The 22,310-nt window shown below is 44.1% G+C and carries 21 protein-coding genes and 3 pseudogenes; 13 read left to right on the top strand and 11 right to left on the bottom strand.

Going from position 1 to position 22,310, the window contains the following annotated elements; genetic code table 11:
• Positions 1–11 precede the first annotated feature (11 nt).
• Genes R8N46_RS09420 through R8N46_RS09390 form a run of 7 tightly spaced genes read right to left on the bottom strand, consistent with a single transcriptional unit; the run spans position 12 to position 7,630 of the window.
• A complete protein-coding gene (locus R8N46_RS09420) occupies positions 12–1,439 on the bottom strand; it encodes an NAD-dependent succinate-semialdehyde dehydrogenase (RefSeq protein WP_213972317.1) in 1,428 nt (475 codons plus the stop codon).
• 54 nt (positions 1,440–1,493) lie between these two features.
• Positions 1,494–2,576, bottom strand: a complete 1,083-nt coding sequence (aguA, locus tag R8N46_RS09415; RefSeq protein WP_213972316.1) for an agmatine deiminase — start codon at positions 2,574–2,576, stop codon at positions 1,494–1,496.
• A 12-nt stretch (positions 2,577–2,588) separates the two neighbouring features.
• Entirely contained in the window at positions 2,589–3,455 is an 867-nt protein-coding gene (gene aguB, locus R8N46_RS09410) for an N-carbamoylputrescine amidase (protein ID WP_140100406.1), read from the bottom strand.
• Between the two features lie 17 nt (positions 3,456–3,472).
• The gene (locus tag R8N46_RS09405; protein ID WP_005377810.1) at positions 3,473–4,750 is read right to left on the bottom strand and encodes an NAD(P)/FAD-dependent oxidoreductase; all 1,278 of its coding nucleotides are present in this window, start codon (positions 4,748–4,750) and stop codon (positions 3,473–3,475) included.
• Between the two features lie 37 nt (positions 4,751–4,787).
• Positions 4,788–6,272: an aldehyde dehydrogenase gene (locus tag R8N46_RS09400; RefSeq protein WP_086046701.1), complete on the bottom strand. Its 1,485-nt coding sequence runs from the start codon at positions 6,270–6,272 to the stop codon at positions 4,788–4,790.
• Between the two features lie 35 nt (positions 6,273–6,307).
• Positions 6,308–6,865, bottom strand: a complete 558-nt coding sequence (gene puuR / locus R8N46_RS09395; protein WP_005377813.1) for an HTH-type transcriptional regulator PuuR — start codon at positions 6,863–6,865, stop codon at positions 6,308–6,310.
• 18 nt (positions 6,866–6,883) lie between these two features.
• A complete protein-coding gene (locus tag R8N46_RS09390) occupies positions 6,884–7,630 on the bottom strand; it encodes a gamma-glutamyl-gamma-aminobutyrate hydrolase family protein (RefSeq protein ID WP_169628436.1) in 747 nt (248 codons plus the stop codon).
• 340 nt (positions 7,631–7,970) lie between these two features.
• On the opposite strand from R8N46_RS09390, the gene R8N46_RS09385 reads away from it, so the two are divergent.
• From R8N46_RS09385 to istB, 10 genes and pseudogenes are all read left to right on the top strand, one after another.
• Positions 7,971–9,314, top strand: a complete 1,344-nt coding sequence (locus R8N46_RS09385; RefSeq protein ID WP_213972315.1) for a glutamine synthetase family protein — start codon at positions 7,971–7,973, stop codon at positions 9,312–9,314.
• A gap of 18 nt (positions 9,315–9,332) precedes the next feature.
• Positions 9,333–10,808 carry a Na+/H+ antiporter NhaC family protein gene (locus tag R8N46_RS09380; protein WP_005377816.1) on the top strand — a complete coding sequence of 492 codons (1,476 nt, stop codon included), beginning with the start codon at positions 9,333–9,335 and terminating at the stop codon, positions 10,806–10,808.
• Between the two features lie 249 nt (positions 10,809–11,057).
• The gene (locus tag R8N46_RS09375) at positions 11,058–11,741 is read left to right on the top strand and encodes a DUF4336 domain-containing protein (RefSeq protein WP_213972314.1); all 684 of its coding nucleotides are present in this window, start codon (positions 11,058–11,060) and stop codon (positions 11,739–11,741) included.
• 418 nt (positions 11,742–12,159) lie between these two features.
• A complete protein-coding gene (locus R8N46_RS09370; RefSeq protein WP_005385757.1) occupies positions 12,160–12,627 on the top strand; it encodes an Sbal_3080 family lipoprotein in 468 nt (155 codons plus the stop codon).
• A 64-nt stretch (positions 12,628–12,691) separates the two neighbouring features.
• The gene (locus R8N46_RS09365) at positions 12,692–13,024 is read left to right on the top strand and encodes a YnfA family protein (RefSeq protein ID WP_213972313.1); all 333 of its coding nucleotides are present in this window, start codon (positions 12,692–12,694) and stop codon (positions 13,022–13,024) included.
• A 141-nt stretch (positions 13,025–13,165) separates the two neighbouring features.
• The gene (locus R8N46_RS09360) at positions 13,166–13,570 is read left to right on the top strand and encodes a DUF1801 domain-containing protein (protein WP_213972312.1); all 405 of its coding nucleotides are present in this window, start codon (positions 13,166–13,168) and stop codon (positions 13,568–13,570) included.
• Positions 13,571–13,723: 153 nt separating this feature from the next.
• Positions 13,724–14,104: a hypothetical protein gene (locus R8N46_RS09355; RefSeq protein WP_025766737.1), complete on the top strand. Its 381-nt coding sequence runs from the start codon at positions 13,724–13,726 to the stop codon at positions 14,102–14,104.
• A 150-nt stretch (positions 14,105–14,254) separates the two neighbouring features.
• Positions 14,255–14,458 (top strand): annotated as a pseudogene (locus tag R8N46_RS09350) (histone acetyltransferase); the annotation flags it as partial.
• Positions 14,459–14,651: 193 nt separating this feature from the next.
• A pseudogene (gene istA, locus R8N46_RS09345) lies at positions 14,652–16,168 on the top strand (IS21 family transposase).
• Positions 16,169–16,178: 10 nt separating this feature from the next.
• Positions 16,179–16,919, top strand: a pseudogene (istB, locus tag R8N46_RS09340) (IS21-like element helper ATPase IstB).
• A gap of 356 nt (positions 16,920–17,275) precedes the next feature.
• On the opposite strand, the gene R8N46_RS09335 reads toward istB, so the two are convergent.
• The 4 genes from R8N46_RS09335 to R8N46_RS09320 all read right to left on the bottom strand — a co-directional run bounded on the left by R8N46_RS09335 (position 17,276) and on the right by R8N46_RS09320 (position 19,848).
• Positions 17,276–17,701: a hypothetical protein gene (locus R8N46_RS09335; RefSeq protein ID WP_064353871.1), complete on the bottom strand. Its 426-nt coding sequence runs from the start codon at positions 17,699–17,701 to the stop codon at positions 17,276–17,278.
• Between the two features lie 165 nt (positions 17,702–17,866).
• Complete coding sequence (locus tag R8N46_RS09330) at positions 17,867–18,160, bottom strand: hypothetical protein (protein ID WP_033905187.1); 294 nt, start codon at positions 18,158–18,160, stop codon at positions 17,867–17,869.
• Positions 18,161–18,344: 184 nt separating this feature from the next.
• Positions 18,345–18,578 (bottom strand): hypothetical protein, encoded by a 234-nt coding sequence (locus R8N46_RS09325; RefSeq protein ID WP_033905186.1) that lies wholly within the window; start codon positions 18,576–18,578, stop codon positions 18,345–18,347.
• A 1,000-nt stretch (positions 18,579–19,578) separates the two neighbouring features.
• Positions 19,579–19,848, bottom strand: coding sequence for a YegP family protein (locus R8N46_RS09320; RefSeq protein ID WP_225452469.1), 270 nt, complete (start codon positions 19,846–19,848; stop codon positions 19,579–19,581).
• Between the two features lie 652 nt (positions 19,849–20,500).
• On the opposite strand from R8N46_RS09320, the gene R8N46_RS09315 reads away from it, so the two are divergent.
• The 3 genes from R8N46_RS09315 (at position 20,501) to R8N46_RS09305 (ending at position 22,173) form a co-directional block, all read left to right on the top strand.
• Positions 20,501–20,830, top strand: coding sequence for an AHH domain-containing protein (locus R8N46_RS09315; RefSeq protein WP_081248153.1), 330 nt, complete (start codon positions 20,501–20,503; stop codon positions 20,828–20,830).
• Entirely contained in the window at positions 20,830–21,399 is a 570-nt protein-coding gene (locus R8N46_RS09310; RefSeq protein WP_064353863.1) for a hypothetical protein, read from the top strand. The genes R8N46_RS09315 and R8N46_RS09310 overlap by 1 nt, the downstream gene beginning before the upstream one ends.
• Positions 21,400–22,008: 609 nt before the next feature.
• Positions 22,009–22,173, top strand: coding sequence for a hypothetical protein (locus tag R8N46_RS09305; protein ID WP_161781338.1), 165 nt, complete (start codon positions 22,009–22,011; stop codon positions 22,171–22,173).
• The last annotated feature ends 137 nt before the right edge of the window (positions 22,174–22,310 follow it).

Below are 22,310 nucleotides of genomic sequence, written 5' to 3'. Positions count from 1 at the left end.
TTTGTCCTTAATTAGTTGCCGCCAAAGCAGAGATATTTCACGTCCATATATTCATCGATACCTTGTTTTGCTCCTTCGCGTCCGATGCCGGACTGCTTAACACCGCCGAAAGGAGCGACTTCAGTAGAAATCATGCCTTCGTTAATGCCAACCATGCCGTATTCGAGCGCTTCTGCGATTTTCCAAACACGGTGAATGTTTTGGCTGTAGAAGTACGACGCGAGACCGTAGATGGTGTCGTTCGCCATTTCGACTAGCTGTTCGTCGCTGTCAAAACGAATCACTGGCGCGACAGGGCCAAAGATTTCCTCAGAGACAATCTTCATGTCGTGAGTAACGTCTTTGAGAACCACTGGCTGCATAAATAGACCATCGAGCTTTTTAAGTTCTGAAACCGGCTTCGCGCCTTGCTCGATAGCACCATCGATCAACGCTTGAATGCCTTGCTTCGCTGACTCGCTGATCACTGGACCAATGTTGACCCCCTCTTCCAATCCGTTACCAACTTTGAGCTGCTGAACCGCAGCGTCAAACTTAGCAACGAATTCGTCATACACTTTGCTGTGTACATAGAAACGGTTCGCACAAACACACGTTTGGCCTGCGTTACGGAACTTCGACGCCATCGCACCCGCCACGGCTGCATCAATATCCGCATCATCGAATACGATAAACGGCGCGTTGCCACCGAGCTCCATTGAGGTACGTTTAATGTCCGCCGCGCTTTGCTGCATCAGCACACTACCAACTTGGGTAGAGCCAGTGAAAGACAACTTGCGAATCAACGGATGCGAAGTGAAGATAGCACCGACCTGACGGGAGTTTTCCCCCAGAACCACTTGCAGCACATCGCGTGGGATACCCGCTTGATAGGCAAGCTCAGCGACCGCAAACGCAGACAGCGGCGTAGATTCAGATGGTTTTACGACAAAGCTACAGCCTGCCGCTAAAGCTGGACCTGCTTTGCGCGTGATCATCGCAATTGGGAAGTTCCACGGTGTAATCGCACAGGCGACACCAATCGGCTGTTTGATGGTCACCAAACGCTTGTCAGCACTTGGGGCAGGAATCGTCTCACCGTAGGTACGTTTCGCTTCTTCAGCAAACCATTCGATAAAGCTCGCACCGTAAAGCACTTCACCTTGAGCTTCCGCTAGCGGCTTACCTTGCTCTAACGTCATTAAGCGGCCAAGGTCGGCTTTGTTTTCTAACAGAAGTTGGAACCAAAGATTGAGCATGCCAGCGCGAGTTTTTGCTGTCAGTGCCGACCATTCTTTCTGCGCCACACTGGCACGTTCAATGCCATTTAAAATGTCGTTTTCGCTTGAGACTGGTGCGTACCCGAGGAGTTCTCCGGTCGCCGGATTAGTCACTGCAATGCCCTGTTGTGGATTCGCTACCATAAACGAAACAAGGCTTTGGTTTTGTATCTGTTGCATGGTCATTCCTTTTGACAACTCATCATCGCCGCTAAGCCAGCGGCGAGTTTATGTTTAAGCAGGGATCTGCTGCGTAATGCAGTGAATGTTCCCTCCGCCGAGTAGAACCTCTCTCGACGGTATCGCGATGATTTGGTATTCCGGCATCGCGTTTTGCAAAATATCGATCGCCATAGCATCGGTTTCTTCGTCCAACATCGGTAAGAACACATGTCCGTTGACGATAAGAAAGTTGGCATAAGAGGCACTTAGGCGTTCGCCAGCTTGTCGACTCATTCCTGAACTGGCGTCAATGCCATTGGCTTCGCGCTCGCTGTAATGCAACGGACCCGGTAATGGCAAACGGACAATTTCAATCTCGCGTCCTTTCGCATCTTGCTGCGATTTCAGTACTTGTTCCGCTTGACGAGATAACGCGTATTGCGGATCGCTTGGGTCATCGGTCCAACTTAGTACCACTTTACCCGGTGCGATCACGTGCATCAGGTTGTCGATATGGCCGTCTGTTTCGTCATTGAATAAACCATTTGGCAACCAAATGACTTTTTCGATACCGAGGTACGCCTTTAACTGCTCTTCGATTTGCGCTTTGCTCAACTGCGGATTACGTCCTGGGCTGAGTAAGCACTCTTCTGTGGTGTAAAGCGTGCCTTCACCATCGGTGTGAATCGCCCCACCTTCAAGTACAAACGGAGCGCGGTAATGATCAATACCGATGATGTCGCACACCGAGCCAGCGACAAGGTCGTCCTGCTTCCAGTTGTCGTAAAGCCCGTTGTATTCGCCGCCCCACGCGTTGAATTGCCAACTAATCCCACGGCGCTCGCCCGCTCGGTTAACAAGCACGGTCGGCCCGATGTCTCGCATCCACGCATCGTTAAATGGGATTTCCACCAAACGTACATCTGAGTGAAGCATTTGACGCGCTCGGTCAAAGTTGTGCGAGCACACCGCCACGCACACATTGGTCACATCCGCGATTAAGTTCGCGATTCTGGCAAAGGTTTCTTGCGCGGGTAATGCGTCATCACGCCAGTTGTCTTTCCTTTCTGGCCACGCTAGCCAAACTTCACTAACCGGCTGAAACTCAGCCGGAAAATAGAAGCCATCTTGCGCTGGTGTTGTCGATAACTTCATTTTAATACCTCTTTAAACGGCTAGTTTGCCAACGCTGGTGTAAAGGTCTGGACGACGGTCGCGGAACAAGCCCCATGCGTGACGCGCTTTCGCTGTCGCAGCAAGGTCGATTTCTGCGTAAATGATGGTTTCACCTTCACGTGGTGCTTCGGCAATTTTTGCACCAGTGTGGTCAGTGATAAAAGAAGAGCCGTAGAACGTGGTCTCGATACCATCATCGACCTCAGTGCCCACTCGGTTTGACGCGATGACTGGAACGAGGTTTGCTGCCGAGTGACCTTGCATTGTACGTTGCCAGTGATCACGTGAATCCAGTGTCGGATCTTGAGGCTCAGAACCGATTGCAGTTGGGTAAAAAATCGCTTCCGCGCCGTGCAGAGCCAAGCTGCGCGCAAGCTCTGGGAACCATTGGTCCCAACAAATGCCAGCACCGAACTTACCGAACTTGGTTTGCCACACTTTGAAACCGGTATCGCCAGGGCTAAAATAGTACTTTTCGCTGTAGCCCGGGCCATCAGGAATGTGTGACTTGCGGTAGTTATCTAGTACCGTACCATCGGCATCAATCATCACTAGCGAGTTAAAAAACGTGTTGCCCGCTTTTTCAAAGTAACTGACTGGAATAACGACGCCGAGCTCTTTAGCCAACGCACTCATCTCTTTAATAAGACGACAATTCTCCGTTTCTTCTGCAAGCTCGAAATACTTTGCTTCCTGTTTTTTGCAGAAGTAAGGCGCAGCGAACAGCTCTTGCGGAAGAATCACGTTCGCACCGTTTTGTGCTGCTTCACGAATCGCCTTTTTTGCTTTGGCTAGGTTATCTTCCAGATCCCAGCTTTTCGTCAGTTGAAGGGCTGCAAATTTCACCACTTTGCTCATTGGATATTCCTTATCTCTTAAATCGCCAGTTTGTCACGTAGGTTGTAGTAAGCCGCGCCCATTGCCGTAAACGGAATTTGGAAGTGGCGGCCACCCGGGAAGGAGTAATGTTTCAGTGCAGCAAACGCGTCGAAACGTTCAGCGTGTCCGGTCAGAGCTTCGGCCAGCAACTTACCTGCTAGGTGAGTACACGTTACACCGTGACCGCTGTAGCCTTGTAGGTAGTAAATGTTGTCTGCAAACGAGCCAAATTGCGGCATGCGTGAGTAAGTCAGCAAGAAGTTACCTGTCCAAGTGTAATCAATCTTGATGCCTTTCAATTGTGGGAAGACTTTCTCCATCTTCGGACGAATCAATGCTTCAATGTTTTCTGGGTCACGTGCGCCGTAAACCACGCCACCTCCGAACAACAAACGCTTGTCGGCGGTTAAGCGGAAGTAGTCAAGCAAGTAGTTACAGTCTTCAACGCAGTAGTCACTGGTCAGCACTTGTTTTAGCTGCTCATCACTCAAAGGCTGAGTCGCCACCACTTGTGTGCCACACGGAATCGCTTTGTTGCTGATGTTAGGTGCCAAACCACCAAGGTAGGCGTTACCTGCCAGTACCACGTACTTGCTCTTCACGCTGCCTTTCGCCGTTTTCACTACTGGGTTAATCCCTTTGTCAATCGACACGACCGCCGACTGCTCAAAGATTTGACCACCTAGAGACGTAAACGCAGCGGCTTCACCTAATGCCAGTTTTAGCGGATGAATGTGACCACCGCGCATATCCAGCAAACCGCCAGTGTACACTTTCGTACCTACCGCTTGTTCTACCTCTCCTGCGTCAAGCAGAGTCAGTTGGTCGTTGCCGTAACGCTCCCAGTTCTTCTTATGTTCTTCTAGCCCTTTGAGTTGTTTACTGTTCAGTGCCGTGAACAAGCCGCCTTGCTTGTAATCACAGTTGATGTCGTATTTGTCGATCAGGCCACGGATGATATCGCCGCCTTCAAAAATCATATCGCACAGAGCTTTGGCTTGGTTTTGGTCGTAACGGCTTTCAATCACGTCAACATCTCGGCTGTAGCTGTTAACGATTTGGCCACCGTTACGACCAGTTGCTCCAAAGCCCACTTTTGCGCTTTCTAGCACAACGACTTTAAAACCTTTTTCTGCAAGGTGTAGTGCAGAAGAAAGACCAGAAAATCCCGCACCGACTACACACACATCGCACTCGATGTCGTTTTGCAACTGTGGGTATTCCGGCATGTTTGGCACAGAGTGCGCGTAGAACGAATCCGTATGCTTGTTCATAGAACTATTCCTTTATTTATCGTAATCGTCAGCAGGCTTAAGGATGGAGGCGAATCCAAGTGGTTTTGGTTTCGGTGAATTTTTCAATCGCGTGGAGAGACTTGTCTCGACCGTTTCCGCTCATTTTGAATCCACCAAATGGAACCGTCATGTCACCTTCGTTATAGTTGTTGACCCAAACCGAGCCGGCTTGCAGTCGTTTTGCTACGCGATGAACGCGGTTGATATTGCTACTCCAAAGTGCAGCACCTAAGCCGTACTTCGAATCGTTAGCGATCTCAATTGCTTGCGCTTCGTCTTTGAATGGAATGACACACAGCACCGGACCAAAAATTTCCTCTTGGGCGACACGCATCTTGTTGTCGACGTTGTCTAAAATGGTTGGGGAAACAAATGCGCCCTGCCCATCGACATCGCCGCCACAACGTACGTTTGCACCTTCTGATTCACCTAACGAGATGTATTCCAATACTTTTGATTTATGATCTTGGTCGATGAGCGCACCCATTGATGAACTTGGGTCCATTGGGTCTTTTGGCGTGAACGCTTTCGACGCTTGAATAACTTTTTCTATAAACTGCTCTTTGATGCTTTCGTGAACAAGCAGGCGGGTTGCCGCGACGCACACCTCACCTTGGTTGTAGAAACACCCTGCGGCGGTTTCTGCTGCTACGCGGTCTAAATCATCACAATCTTCAAACACGATGTTCGCGTTCTTGCCGCCCGCTTCTGCAAACACGCGCTTTAGGTTGCTCTCACCCGATCTGACCATCAGTTGACCTGCAATGCGCGTCGAGCCTGTGAAGGCGATGCAGTCTACGTCTTGGTGTTTCGCCAGCGCGTCGCCAGCTTCATGACCAAAACCCGTAATGACTTGGAAAACGCCTGTTGGTAAGCCCGCTTGAGAAGCAAGTTGACCTAGAAATATCGCGGTGAGAGAAGATTTTTCTGACGGTTTTAGAATCACGCTGTTACCAGCGGCTAAAGCAGGACCAAGCTTCCAGCACGCAAGCCAAAGGGGGAAGTTCCACGGTACAACCGCAGCAACCACACCAATTGGTTGATGAGAAATAAAAGCGTGTACATCTTTTTCGGTTGGGGCAACTTCGCCGTATACTTTGTCGATTGCTTCTGCGTACCAGCGTAATGCACTCGCCGCGCCAGGAATATCGGTAGAGAAGCTGTGAGAGATAGGCTTACCGGTATCAAGCGTTTCTAGCAGAGCCAATTCTTCTTGGTTTTGATCAATCAAGTCAGCAAACTGTTTAAGCACTGCTTTGCGATGAGCTGGGCTGCTCTCGCTCCACTGACCGGATTGAAATGCTTGGCGAGCGTATGAAACCGCGAGATCAACATCTTCATTTTGGCAACGGGCGATTTCGGTGAATATCTCATCTGTTGCTGGGTTAACTACCGGGATGGTTTGCCCTGTTAAAGCGGCACTGTATTCACCGTTAATGTACGCCCTGTTTTCGATGTTTAGATTGTTTTTTAGTTCAATCCATTGCTCTTGGGTTTTCATACGCTCTCCTTGTGATCACACAAGGCAAGCCCCCACTAAAATGTGGTTGGCGTATGCGCACTTATCATTCGACAAGCCTTGTCTGTGTGATTTGTAAATCGATGGGGCTTCGTCGTATCAATAATGTACGACTCGCCCGCTGTTATGACATGAGATTGCCCTTTATATTCCAGAGTGATTTCACCCTCTAATACGGTGCCAATCTCTTCGCCTTCGTGTTTGATTTCTGCCGCACCAGTGGTTCCATAAGGTGCGTATTCCTCGATCAAGAATCCGATGACTTGATCTTTGTCGCCATTCGTTACCAGTTTCATGGACACCGTCTCGCTCCCGATTTCCACAAGATCTGACGGCTTGATGACTACTTTCACTTCATCGTTCGAAGGTTGTTCAAAAGTGAAAAACTCTGATAACGATAAAGAAAATACATTAACGATTTTTTGTAGTGAGCTGACCGACGGGCTCACTTTGCCATTTTCAATGGATGAGATTGCACTGTGGGTAATACCAGCGCGCTCGGCTAGTTCCCTTTGTGACAATCCATGTTTTTTTCGTAACTGAACAATATTTTTACCAATCTCTTGATTGTCCATTCATACAGCTCCAAACGTTTAACGAGAGGTAGCCATCATAAATTCATTGAACAAAATTTGAGAGAAATGATTGGTTTTTGCTTCCCATTCTGGGTGCCACTGCACGCCAACGAAAAATTTTTGATTAGGAAGACTAAATGCTTCTACCAAGCCATCCGGGGCTTTAGCTTCTACTTGTAATAGAGGAGCAAGCTGATCGACGCCTTGGTTGTGTAGTGTGTTCACTTCAAAGAAGGTGGTGTTTTCCCAATGATTTTGCACCAGCCATTGTTCAAATAAGCTCTGTTTTTGAACTAGCACAGCGTGTGCTGGCGCGTATTTTTGTTCGAAATCTTCAACAGGCGCTTCACGATGGTCATTGAAGCCGGAGTCATGAACGGCTGGGTTTAACGAGCCACCGAGTGCGACATTCATCTCTTGAAAGCCGCGGCAAATACCAAGGCACGGAATGTTTTGGTCAACCGCATGACGAATTAACGTGAATGAGAGCTCATCACGAGCTTCATCTTTGTAGCTCTCTTCGTGCGTTGCATTGTATCGATGTGGCGCAACGTTAGAGTGGCTGCCAGGAAAAAGAAAACCATCACATATGTCTAGGATGGTGGTTACGTCATTGCCCGACATGTCGGGAGCCAACATAATCGGTAGTCCTCCAAAATCCTTTATGGCGCGAAGGTAAAAGTCGTTGACCGCTTGTATCTGATAGCCACCCAACTCTTTAGCGCAGCTAACCACACCAATGATGGGTTTGTGTGTATCTGCCATGATATGCCCGTGTTCAATTTATTTAACACAAACCCTACAAACCATGTACAAAATTATCAACACAGATGACCATTATTATCGTCACAACGTGATCTGACGCACTTTTTAGGCTTCAAAACTGAATATTTATGCTCATTATATTGAACAAAACAAAACCAACTGTTACAAAATAGTTAACAGAAAGACATAAAAACCAGCCGTTAAACATCAAAAACACAGTGTAAGTGCATGTTTAAATTAAAAATAACCTAAAAAACAAACAACTCGCTCAGAGTACTGTAATTTATTTGTTAATTTGGTTATTTCTAATTTCTACTCGTCAGGCTATTTGGAGAAGAAAATGGAATCGTATCTACAGGAAGTAAAAAATTTTAAACAAAAATGGCCCGATATTGAATTTATCGATCTCATCTTTACCGATATAAATGCCACCCCAAGAGGAAAACGCATCCCGATAGATGCTCTAGAAAAACTGAATAAAGGTGTTGCCCTCCCCCTTTCGACCATCACCCTAGATACCAAAGGTAACGTCGTTGAAACAGCCGGGTTGGGAGAAGATCTCGGAGAACCAGATAATCTCTGCTATCCAATCAGCGGCACCTTAATGCCGACGGCAAAAGAACAAGTTGGTCAGCTACTGCTTAGTATGATGGATGAAACCGGGCAGCACCCTAACCCACTGTTCATCCGAAACATTCTCGCTTCTATATTGCAAACACTGCATGCTAAAGACCAATATCCTTGTGTCGCGCTCGAGCTGGAGTTCTATTTAATAGACAAAACCCGCGGCGAAAATGGCGAACCATTAACGGCAATTAACCCCACGAAAAAAACTCGAGAAAAAGATACCGAGGTTTACGACCTTGATGGACTAGATGACTACGCTGATTTCTTGGCCGACCTTAATCGAATTGCATTAGAACAAGGTTTAAACACTTCCGGAGCCCTATCTGAATCGGCACCAGGGCAGTTCGAAATCAACTTCAACCATTCTAAAGATGTACTTCGAGCATGTGATGAAATCATCATCGCAAAACGCTTGATCCGCCAAGTCGCTCATCAGCACGGATTTGACGCCACATTTATGGCGAAACCTTTTAGTGAGCAAGCGGGTAATGGCATGCACATTCACCTCAGCTTGGTTGATACAGATGGTAACAACCACTTTAGCCAGCCAGACGGTCAAGCGAGCGCCTTCTTCTATCAAACCATGGCAGCGATGCTATCACAAACATCCGATGCCATGGCCCTAATCTGCCCTAACGTTAACTCTTACCGTCGCTTTGTTCCTGGCGCTTACGTCCCAACCAAAGCCGATTGGGGAGAAAACCACCGCGGTGTTGCGTTGCGTGTGCCTATCAGCGATAGCAAAAATCGCCGTATAGAGCATCGTATAGCAGGCGCTGACGTTAACCCTTACATTCTCGCTGCAGTAGTACTTTCCGCAGTATTAGCGAGTGAAAGCTACACCAAAGATCAATGTCCACCGACTCTCAGTGGTGATGCAATTGAGTTACCTCTGCGTATGTCAGAAGCTCTAGAGCGACTGGAGCACAGTGAGCTGGCTCAATACATCTCAAGAGACTTTATCGATTTGTATCTAGCTTGCAAACAGAGTGAACTCGCAGAATTTGAGCGAGCGATTACTCCATTGGAAATCGACTGGATGTTGCACTCGGCATAAACAAAGGAAATGAACTTTATGACTACGCAGACCAAGGCGCTGGATGCGCCTCTTAAAATCAACTCTCAACACATTATTGTTTCTTTAATCTCGGTTGCGACGTTTGTCTTTTTTACCACAATCGGTTTAAACCATGAGGAAGGCGAAGCCTACGGATGGATGAGTCTTTTACCAACGGCGTTGGTATTGGTCTTTGCGCTGACAACACACCGAACTGTGGAAGCCCTCTTTAGCGGCGCTATTGCCGGTGTTCTTCTGCTTAACCCAACTGAAGCGGTGGAACAGATTGTTGATATTTCCATGAGTGTAATGATGGATGAAACTATTGCTTGGATCATCCTCGTTTGTGGTTTGATGGGCGGCCTAATTGCTATTTTGGAGAAAGGCGGCAGTATCTTAAGCTTCTCCGACATGCTAGTCACGAAAGTAAAAAGCCGTAAGCAATCAATGCTGATGACCTTTGCTTTAGGTATTCTGATCTTTATCGACGATTATTTGAATGCGATCGCAATTTCTTCCTCAATGAAAAAAGTTACGGACGGCTACCAAATCTCGCGTGAAAAGCTCTCATATCTTGTGGATTCAACCGCCGCGCCTATCTGTATCCTCGTACCGATTTCCACTTGGGCAATTTTCTTCAGTTCGTTGCTAGAAGCAAACGGAGTAGCAGAAGCGGGAGATGGTATCAAAGCATACATTGAAGCTATTCCATACATGGCTTACGGCTGGGTAACGCTGGTGATTGTTTTGCTGGTTGCAATGGAAAAGATCCCAGATCTAGGTGCGATGAAAAAGGCAGAAAAGCGTGCGAAGAATGGTCAAGTTCGTCCAGACGGTGCAACAGATGTCGACTTTGGTCCCGATGTATCTGCACATACCAACCCAACCATGGGCCTTGTCAACTTCTTGTTACCAATGATCGTACTTGTTGCCGCAAGTTGGTATTTTGGTATCGATCTACTTGCTGGTGTTTTCGTCGCGTTAATCTTTACTATTAGCTTTTACGGCGCACAAAAACTGATCTCGATGAACGACATGTTCGAAGCTGTTTATGATGGCATTAAAGTTATGCTACTGCCGCTTGCGACCGTTATTGGTGGTTTCATGTTGAAATCGGTCAACGACTCATTGGGCGTCACGCAGTATGTCATTGAGACCGTCAGCCCTTACCTGTCAGCGTCTTACTTCCCTGCGATTATCTTTATGATTACGGGCGCGTTGGTATTTGCAACGGCATCGTCTTGGGGAACGTTTGCAGTAGCGATGCCAATTGTTCTACCTTTGGGCGAACAGCTTGGTGTGCCTCTACACTTAACCGTTGCAGCGCTGCTTTCAGCATCAGCGGCAGGGAGCCACTCTTGTTTCTTTAGTGACTCAACCGTGTTATCTGCACAAGGTTCAGGCTGTACAGCAATGCAACACGCAACCACACAGTTTCCTTATGCGTTGATTGGTATTGTTGCAACCGCGATTTTCTTCTTCATCATCGGTTAGCCCCTTTATCTAATTGCAAAACCCTGCTCAAAAATAGCGGGGTTTTGTTCTATCAAGTCAAATGATCCTCTTAAAACTACTTTACGCCCGTTCAGTATAAAAATACTCAAAGATATACAACTGCACTCAATAAGGGTTTGGTAAACCTAATATTTTTGGTTTACGCTTAGCGAAGCGTTTATTGTGCAGCAAGGCAGCTTTTGAGTAACTAAAATGCCGCCTTAATACAATGTTAACGGTTGGAGAGACATGAAAAAGTTAGCCCATGAGATATGGATATTTGACGGAGATCCCGTCCAATTCTTAGGACTCCCATACACCACTCGTATGACTATTGTTAGGCTTTCTGATAGTGGCCTTTGGGTTCATAGTCCAATTAAGTTATCAAATTCGATTAGAGAGCAAATCAACAATCTAGGCCAAGTGAAATACTTAATCGCTCCTAATCATTTACACCACTTGTTCTTATCTGAATGGGTATTTGCCTATCCTAGCGCAGAAGTTTATGGCACAGATGAAGTCATTAAGAAGTGCCGTGATATACACTTTCATGCTTCACTTAACCAAGGCGGTAATGCTTGGAACTCTGAGGTTGAACAAGAACTATTTTCTGGCTCTCCATTAATGGAAGAGTGTGTGTTTTATCATCGACTTTCAAAGACCTTAATTGTTACTGACCTCGTCGAGAATTTTTCTGGCCAGGACTTTAACTACTGGCAACGGTTTGTGGCTAAAGGGGCCGGTATTCTTGCTCCGAATGGAAAAATGCCTTTGGATTGGCGCCTAAGTTTTATGTTTAGCAAACAAGAGGCTCGAAAACACTTAAATAAATTGCTGTCTTGGAAACCTAATATATTGGTTATGGCTCACGGTGAAATCGTCCTTGATAATGCAGACGAGTTCTTACAGCGCTCTTTTAAGTGGCTAGTATGAGACAACATTGAAAACTCACACAACAGAATAGACAAGAAGCTATTTTAAAACATTAGGCCCTTTTAGCTTAGTCTTAGGGACGAATTTACAGCACTACACGTTATGTTTAACGATAAGCTCCCCTATTCCTCTTAATTGAGCATTATGCAGCAATTTAAAATTCCGTTAGAATTGCACTTCAAAAACTTCAATGCGAAGAATTCTGGACATTGATACGGACATAAGTTCAAGAGTTAACATAACGCAATAGCAATCTCTTACTAATTATTTTGCATCGAGACATTGGCATACTCCCGAAACAAACCCTTCTACTCTAAAGGTTTTGTTAATAACAGTTGCCATGCTTGTTAGTTATTCTCGTTGAACTCAGTATCTTGAAGTTGTTTGAATATATAAATTTAAAAAAAAGAGACATAAGATGCACAAAAAACTCATCATTCTAAGCTTGCCTATTCTATTAGCTGCATGTGCGGCACCAAAGTATACGGTAGAAACAATCTCGAAAGAAAATCAGAGCAAGGAAATCACCATCGTAAAAGACAACGCCACGCGAGATGTTTTCTTAGATTCGATGCAAGACTGGTGTTTGGATACCGCCCATAAATGCACAGTCGTAAGCGACGGCACGCCTCCTGTTAGCTCTGAGCTAACACTTACTTACGTATCACGCTGGAGCTGGGATTTTAGAACATTTATCGCTGATGCTCAGATCAAAGCCTACAAAAATAACGAAAAAGTAGGACAAGTTGAATTTAAAGCACCAAACAGCGCGAATCCAGATAAATGGGGTAAAGACAACAAACGAATCATTTCGATGATGGATCTGTTATTCGGTAAACAAACCGTGAGTGAGGCTCAATCCAAGATTAAGCTGGGCGAAATGTAATGAGCCGAACAATTGCCCATTTAACAAGCATCATATATTTGTAGAGAAAGATAGGAATGTTTAAGTGACTGAAGTCAAAACCATTGGGCTTTTCTTTATAACCGCCATTGCAGAAATATTAGGCTGCTACTTACCTTATCTCTGGTTAAAGGAAGATAAGTCAGTTTGGCTTTTGGTACCAGCAGCGCTATGCCTTGCTATGTTTGCTTGGCTTCTATCTTTACATCCTACCGCAACTGGCAGAGTTTATGCCGCTTACGGTGGTGTCTATATTTTTGTCGCAATTCTATGGTTCTGGTGTATCGACGGCGTTCGACCAACGCTCTGGGACATAGTGGGGGTTTCTGTCGCTATGCTTGGCATGTCAATCATCATGTTTTCACCCAGAGCATCCTAAACGTAACCGAGGGAAACCCTTACGCTTGGTATTTTGGCTATGTGCTAGATTTATTGATTAATAACATTATGATGTAATTGCTACATAGCCAAAGTACGCTTGGGCTTCCTCCCAAAACAGCGCTATTTATAGGAGATACCAATGAACCATGCAGTGAAGGCAAGATTTGATGAGTATCCAAAACATGTGCGTATTCGGATAGAAGAGCTACGAAATACCGTCTTAACTATCGCTTCTGAATTAAAACTGGGGGAAGTTGAAGAATCTCTAAAATGGGGAGAGCCAAGCTACAGTGTGAAAACAGGTAGCCCGGTAAGGATGGATTGGAAACAGAAAACGCCTAGTCGTTATTATCTGTTCTTTAATTGCCAAACTAAGCTCGTCGACACATTCCGCGAACTGTATAGTGACTCACTTGAGTTTCAGGGTAATCGAGCAGTAATTCTATCTTTATCAGCTCCTTTGCCAGAAGCTTCAATCAAGAGCTGTTTAGAATTAGCATTAACCTATCAAAAGCGAAAGAACTTACCTCTTTTAGGTATGTAAGATCGCTTAATAAAACTATTTACGGCCGATTAACTATATTCAACTACTCTACCTTTGTATCCTTTTTAATGCTTACGCAGTAAAGTTTTAGATTAAGTGGTCGCGTTAATAGCGCCGTAACCAAACTAGTAATATCGAAATAAAGAAGAGTTTATGAAATCAAAAATCTTGTTCTTACTTATGCTTGGAGCTCATTTCAATGCTTTTTCAGCGACGAACTATCAAGTCAATGTGGTAGTAACAGAGCCTCAATCAACATTCATTTTTCCGACTTTTGAAATATCCTCTAAAGGAAAAAGCAAAACCAGTTTTGTCGACGGCTGCGCGTACTTAGGAACCCTTTCAGAACCGAGCAAAAATAGCATACAGCTTGAAGCTACCATGTCATGCAACCGAGATGGCGCTACGTCAAGGATGGAAATGCCGGTATTTGTACTCAACTCCGAGGGTCAAAGCGCGAGTTATGATCTTGTAGAAAACGGGATCGTGATGTGGAAATATTCTGTAGAAGTTAAGCCGTCACTTAAAAAGTGATATATCAGAAATACTAAAGTAACAATCAGCACTATTAACCGCCGCTTAAGTGTAATAGGTATATTCTTTACGACTTAATGACGTTACTTGTTGCCGCAAGTCTCCAACTCATGTACAAAACAGCCCTAAATTTAATAGGAGCTAAGTGGCATGAATTTAATTGTACGTCAGGTAACTTTAGGTGATGCTGAAGGCATTACAAACGTCCTCAATCCCATCATTATTGAAGGTTTATACACTGTATTAGATACGCCTTTCACACCTGAAGAAGAAAAAGAGTTCATTACTCATTTCCCAGAACGGGGCGTGTTTACAGTCGCTTTATCCGAAAATAGCTCACAAGTTGCATATTTCGGAACATTCCGATCAGTCATTTCGGGATTATCCGATCACTTTTAACCTAACTCCGAAATTGGTGATCGGAATAACGAAAACCGCGATCGGAAAGCCCGAATTCCTACCTTTCCTCTTTTAGAACAATAGCTCGCTATTCTTTACTTCTTAAACAAGTAAGTAAGGAAGCGACAATGGCAAAAAGAGGAATCCAATGAACAAAATAAGAGAGGTATTACGCCTTAAGTACGACTGCAGTCTTTCAAATCGCAGCATCGCTTCTTGCCTTAAACTCGGCCCTTCCACCATATCGGAACTCCTTACTCGCTTTAAACAAAGCCAACTTGGTTGGCCTCTACCTGAAAGTTGTAGCGATGCTGATCTCACTCAAGCTCTGTATCACGGCAACAAAGCCAGTCGCGATAAAGTCATGCCAGACTCCATTCAATACGCAGTCGAACTCAGACGTAAAGGTATGACGAAGATGTTGTTGTGGCAGGAACATCATGAGCAATATCAAGAGCAAGCTTACGCTTACACTCAGTTCTGCGAGCACTTCACTCGTTGGTTCAAAACCCAAAAGCGCAGCATGCGTCAGCTCCATGTGGCAGGTGACAAGCTGTTTATCGATTACTGTGGGCTTCGGCTTCAGGTAGTCAATCCTGACACAGGCGAAGTACGAGAAGCAGAAGTGTTCGTGGCGACCTTGGGCGCGTCCAATTACACCTATGTTGAAGCCTTCTCAAGCCAAGGTAAGTCATACAGGTTAGAGGCGCGCCAATGCGTTAGAGCACCTCGGCGGCGTACCACAACACTTGGTTCCCGATAATCTGCGTAGCGCGGTCACCAAAGCTAACCAATATGAGCCAAGGCTTAACGAGAGTTATCAGAAACTGGCGAATCACTATCAAACAGCCGTAATGCCAGCTCGTCCCTGCAAACCAAAAGGCAAAGCGAAGGCCGAGAATGCCGAACTCTTAGTAGAGCGCTGGATCATGGTGCGGCTACGACACAAACCTTCCATACCTTCAAGGAACTGAATCTCGCCATCCGTCAGCTTATGAACGACTTAAACCAACGTGAGATGAAACAGTATGGTGCAAGTCGTAAAGCGTTGTTCGACAAACTCGATAAGCCTCCGTTCCCCCCCCCCCCCCAAAAAAAATACAGCGTTACCTGTATACCTAAACCAAACGAGCCAAAGTCGGGCCTGATTATCACATCGAATATCGCCGCCACCACTACTCGTGCCACATCAACTTGTAGGTCACCATGTCGAACTGGAAGCCTACAACCGTCTCGTGCAGATCTACCATCAAGGTAACTTGGTCGCCCAGCATCCACTCAGCCAAAGAGAGCGCGGAAACAGCACCCAACCAGAGCACATGCCGAGTAATCATCAACATCAGAAGTGGTCGCTTGGACGCCTGCTCAACTAAGGGAGCCAATATCGGCCCAGCTATGCGAGAAGCCGTTAATAAGATGCTCAACTCCAAGCCTCATCCAGAGCAGTCGTATCGCTCCTGCCTTGAGCTGCTCAATCTGAACAAAGCGCATGGCGAATCGCGCTTAAAGCAAGCCTGTAACGATGCGCTGATGCTGACAAAACCGAACTACACCTTCATCAGCAATCTACTGAAAAATAATCGAGAAGGGCAACTAAGCAAAGACAAGGCGAGCACGCCGAACCTAGTTCATAGCAATGTCCGTGGCCCGAACTGTTATCACTAGGAGAAAAGACATGAACTCACTGAACGACCAAACCAAAACTCTCCGCCTGAGCCATGTTGTAAAATCGTTAGAGCAGTAACAGGAACAACTAAGCACCTACGCAGAGTTGGACTTCGAGGAAAGAATAAGCCTGCTTCTGGAAAGTGAAATCTTGAATCGTACTCAGACCAAAATCCAACGTCTAAAGCGACAAGCCAAGCTGAGAGTAGATGCGAAGCCAAGCCAACTCATCTACAAAGAAGGACGAAATCTCAATCGTCAACAGATAAGCGAACTTATGACGGGTAGTTATCTTTACAAGCATCAGAACATCTTGATCACAGGCCCAACAGGCGCAGGCAAAACCTATCTTGGCTGCGCACTGGCAACCAGTGCCTTCGACCAACAACAAACCGTCAGGTACTACCGATTAATTCGCTTGCTTGATGCTCTGACCGCAGAACGTCTAGATGGCAGCTATCAAAAACAACTCCAATCGAAGGCTAAGAAAGCCTTACTGAACCTTGACGACTGGGGGATGGAAAAACTGACTCAAGAGCATGCAGGCCATCTTCTGGAAGTATTCGAAGATCATTACCAAAACAGCAGCACAATCGTCATTATTCAGTTACCTGTAAAAGAGTGGTACAACATGATCGGCAACGCAACCGTCGCAGACGCTCTCATGGATCGGCTGGTACATAATAGTCATCGAACAGAACTAGGAGGTGAGTCGATGAGAAAACTGGCGCAATCCGATCACTTAGAGTAAAAATAGGAAGAGAGAAAAACGGCAGGATCAGGTGATCGGAATAAAACGAAACAAGCGATCGCAATCACCGAAATACGCAAAACACTCGCAAATTTAGAATTTTGGCATGAAGGCTTGGAGTCCATTACCTAATGATTTAGCAAAACTAAGAGGAACTAATGCATATAAAACAAAGCGATAAGCTACAGAGAAGGAGCCTTTGACGCAAGGAATTAGAAGCAAAATTCACCCTGCGTATAACGCCGCATTAAGTGGTGAGCAACTCACCGCCTAACCCGAAATATAGTGCCATAAACACCGCACTAAAACTTTGAACTGAAACTGCCGAGCGTTGGGAATCCCTCTTAAATGCTTTGTTAGCTTTCGTACTCTACGACGTCAGCATTTTTTAGTTGATATTTTTGTAACAAAACCAGTGCCCTTTCAGAAACTAAGAGTAGCCCAGTATCTGTCACGCTAAAATCGTCTTTATCTATGGTTCCAGAGACTTGGAACCACGAAAAACGAGGTAATGTACACTCTGGATACAGTTCTTCAAATATGTCAGAAATAGATATTTCAGCCACTTCCAGATTGTATCCTGACAACTGCGATGAGCGTAAGGCCATGGCTAAACGCTCAGAGACTAAAAAGCATGGAAATGAAGTCAATAAATCATCACCTAACCAACCATCAAACTGAAAATGTAGCTTTTCTATTGTCGGTGGATGCAAATCGAAATTTGCCAGCGTATTTTCACCCAAGCTTCCAGGAACTTCTGGTTCGATCAAATATTGGTTCATTTCATTCTCCCAAAGAAAGCTAACGCCCTGTGAAGGTGTGAGCAACGCAATACGAAAGCCGCCGCACACCACTCTAATCCCTAAAACCAACGCATAATGAAAATGCCACGCGTTGCGAATCCCTCTTGAATAGTTTGTTATTGCACTGAGCTAACGGCTACGCTGTCAGCGCCCATTTGATAGCCAAAATTCATACCGTTCTTTTGCCCTTTCAGATACACGCAACACTGTGCCCTCAATCCACTTAGGAGCATGTCTTCGATTCAAAATGGAAATATTTAGCTTATCCCCAGATTCTGATGTGCAATCATCGCAACCTAATCCATATTGATTGCGTAACCATCTTTTACCTTGAAAATAATAAGAGCGACCGTTTCGAGTCAGTTTGACGATATCAATCAAAACAGTACCACTTTCCAACTCAATATATGCTAACAGCTCTCTTTGTTTATGCTTCATTTTTTCCTCTGGGCAATAATGCCTTGCTAAGGGGTGAGCAACGCAATACCGAAGCCGCCGCATACCACCTTAAACACTAAAACCAACGCATAGTGAAAATGCAGCGCGTTGCGAATCCGTCTTAAAGCGTTTGTTAGCATTCAGCACCAAGTTATACTATAAATTTTCTACGTTATATAGGTAGCTAACCTTCTACTGTCTTTTTACCGCACTTTTCACAAACTAGGTGGCGTTCAAACTCATCCATAGAGGCAACAAATGCTCCAAGAGCCCAGCCTTTAATCGCGCCTGCTATAAATTCCTTAAATTTCTGATTTTTGGCACCTTTAAAAGCACTCGGCTTTCTGACCAAGACAACTACGTGATGAGTATCCGTACCGCAATCTGAACAGTAACGAACTTCTGTTTTGTGAGACATTCTTTTTCTCCATGAATGCTAACGCCTTGCTAAAGTGTGAGTAACGCAATAATAAGCTACCGCACAGCGCCTTAATCACCATAAGCCACCGTAAAGTAAAAATGCCACACGTTACGAATCACTCTTAAGCAATTTGTTCGTACATGCGCCACTTCTATTTATACGCTCAAAAATATTGAAAAGTGGCATAATATGAAAGAATTTGAACACTGAAGTGAGACGGGCAGCTACAAAACTTCAACTCGATTAATGGACGAGAGTTGACTAGAAGAAAAATGCACTGAACTGCCCTACTTTCACTGGCTTCAAATTAGAAAAGGATTCATTCATCGCACTTTTATGGCAACACCCGAAAAACGACAAGATTAACTTAGGAAGTACAGCGAAAACGAAGAAGCTCCAAAGAAGTAGGCTAATAGTTAGAAACCGTAAACGATGAAATCGAAGCGAACAATCCATATATAGTGCCACCGGAAAGAACATGAAAGACACAAACTGAAAGGTGTAAAAACGAGCGCCAACACAGATAAATACCAAAACTTATGACCTTCGACGCCAAACCCGCACTAATGCCGCATTAAGGTGTGAGCAACGTCACCACCACACTAACTTATACGCCTTAAATACAAAACCCAACGATGACATAAAAATGCCACGCGTTGGAAATCACTCTTAAATACCTTGTTAGTTTTTTGTTTCTAGAGTGTGCTTATTTTCCAAGTCGTCTAACCTGTTTTTAAGTTTCTCTAACTTTCGAGAATAAATAAAGAAACCGATTTGAGAGCATACTACGGCCACATAGAACAGGTTATCTCTATGTTGAGCTGGAGCATCATTCCACAACCATATAGCGAAGACAGTGACAAGCACATAAGAAATAATATTTGAAATCATTGATGAAGCCCCGAAACTAATCGCACACTTCGATTTTCTAACTCTGTACTTACTTTTTTTAATTCAGACTTATTAAACGCAACAGCTCCCAAAATGACAAACATAGCTAAACCACCTCTGCCAAGTTTACCTCTAGCTTTAGATTCCTTGGATAGTTACCAGCTTTTAGGTTGAACATGTATTTGCCAGCCGCTGTTTCTTTCCTTTCATATTTTGAATCGTCAGGCGCCTTCTTTTTCACTGAGTCAATGCCATTCTCACAACTTGGTTTTGTTGTGTAGCTCTCACTAGCTAAGATATTTTGTCCATTTCCTGCTTTTAAACGAAAGCGATATTCTCCCGCTGTATCTTTATAAAGTTCAAATTTTCCAGACATAGACGCCCCACAATATTATTGACAAATCAAACATTAAAGATATATGCATGTCAGATCATACAAAATATAATCAATTTTTCAAAATTTTCAATTATGTTGAATAAGTAATACACACTAGCTTCTGTAGGTGTGTTCTCAAAGAACTTAATGCACTCACAAGTAGCTGCCATCTATAGAGTTATAAACAACCAAGGACATTTTTGAGAGCTAATTACAATATCAACTAATTAGCGTTGAAGCTATCTGTAGTTGTGCATATGATAGACGCACAATCGGAAATGGAGATTATGTTGTGCAACCTAGAGGCAAATCACTTTCTGTACCACTACGTCCCAAAATCCAATGGCACTTGAACTAGCTGTACACCGATATGAGGTTTCAACTATTAAACTTTATAATCAAACTTGGATGAGACAACCCTAAATCTTTCAAAGCTTCTCAAGAAGATTTGAAACACCTCAAAACCTTGAGACGTAGCTTAAATGCACGGTATCATTACAAAATAACTTACAGAATATCAAGAGCGAAGCGCAGTGACTTCGCCAGACGATTTAATGGATGAACCTCATCACCTTACCCGTGTTTTGGCAAGATACCTACCCAGTATCGGTGACACCAAGCAAACTAAACCGCATGAAGCCACCATATTATTATGGGAACTGGGCATTTCCGAAAAATGGAAATGATCTTTGTAACACGCAACCTTCATACGCTTGGTCTTGGAATCAATGACCCATCCAATGGTGTTTGGTTACCTAGAAATGTGAAAAACAAAGGATATTGGAGTTCTCCAGATGCTGAAGCATATAAGAAAGTTCATCGCTATGACTATGAAGCATGGGTAGTTACAAATTTAAGCAATAACTCTCTTAAAAAAGATGTGTTCATTAACCGTCTTCGTAATATCAAAATTAAATTAAAAACTTCTACTTACCCCGAAGGTATGATTTCTAGCAAAAACCCGAACTGGAATGATGAATAATGAACGTCTACCAATTGAAAGAGGCGCCGCATGATTACAAGGCTTTGCAATTAGGTCCAACGGAACTCTTCGGTGCCATAGGCAAACAACATCTAATGACCATACACCGCCAGCGCTCTCAGAACACGTCATTACTAGATATTTGGAAAAATGTATCCGCCTCATTCGATGACGTTTTAGGAACTAACGCTGACATCCCTGATGTGTCGCTGTGGTCTATGACATACCTAGTACTGTCCCATCGTGCTTACGAAATATTAAAACCCACCTTAGAAAATGAAGGTGAGTTTCTATTGGTAACTGTCGGAGAGGAACAAGTTTATGTCTTTAACTGCCTCTCCTTTGGCCAAGAAGACGAATCTGTTTGCGTGAAGAAATATCTTGATGGCATCGAAGATGGTTACGAAATACTTTATTTCGAAGAATCGGATATCGAGAAGCGATATCTATTTAAATCACGACTTGAAGGTTGTCAAAGACTGTATGCCACTGAATCTTTTAAACACTTATGTGACCACTATGACTTGCGTGGGCTTCGGTTTGAAGAAGAGCTGCTAAGAGTGTTTTAGCCAACTTAAATTTCAAGTAGCAGCTATGAAATGTATTAAATTATTCAAGAGTAACAATGAGGAAACCGTGATTGGATAAAATAGAATGAACAAACGAGTACATTGCACTAGTTAGCGAACAATTTAAACTGTGGGCTAACTTCCTCAATACAGGTTCGGGGTGTTAACTTTTACTCTGGCAATAACGTATATGGGAACATCTTCACCGTCGGTAAATCGGGTTCTTTCTTTACTCGTTATTTTCTTTGTAAGGATTAATGGCTCCCAGTATTTACCTCATAAAACTTGGCAGTTAAGAGTTAAAGCAAAATCAGACGAGAAGACAAAGTTAATACTACTAGGCCTAGAGCAAAAATACTTTAATTTTATAACAAACTTCACCATGTATCCTATGTTTATGTTTGGTTTGCTATTTCTCATAGCTGTTTCTTTGAGTACATCAATAGCAAAGTATTTTCCTTTGTGGTAAACATACGTCGGCTTTTATAAAATCCCTTAAGAATGACTCAAACGCTTGGCATTTCAATTAAATAGCGACCTTCGTGGTTAAAGTTAATTATTAAAATTATCACAAAGTAATATTCCATTATAGTCTTAAAAGGGAATTATATGAAGTTAGTTGACAGCGCGGGAGCTACTGCTTTAATTACTGAATGTTTATACTGTGCTAGCACAGAATTTAAACATGGATATTTTAGAACCTTAGGTCTTGATGGCGATTTATTAGAGCGAAGCTTCCAAGAAATTATTTATGAGGTTTTATATAAATCTTAAATAATATTGTAGATTTTTAGCTTCTTTCGTTTGGATGCGTGTTTGTATATTCATTTTTTAGAATATCAATCAGTACAAATATACGTAAAATTTTTAGCCAGAAAAGTAGCAGGTCAAAAGCACTTTAGGTTAAATAC

Source organism: Vibrio sp. 1874, from assembly GCF_033344395.1.
Classification (GTDB): domain Bacteria; phylum Pseudomonadota; class Gammaproteobacteria; order Enterobacterales; family Vibrionaceae; genus Vibrio; species Vibrio alginolyticus.
The sequence above is the reverse complement of the archived record's forward strand: the minus strand, read 5'-3'. Positions and strand labels throughout refer to the sequence as shown.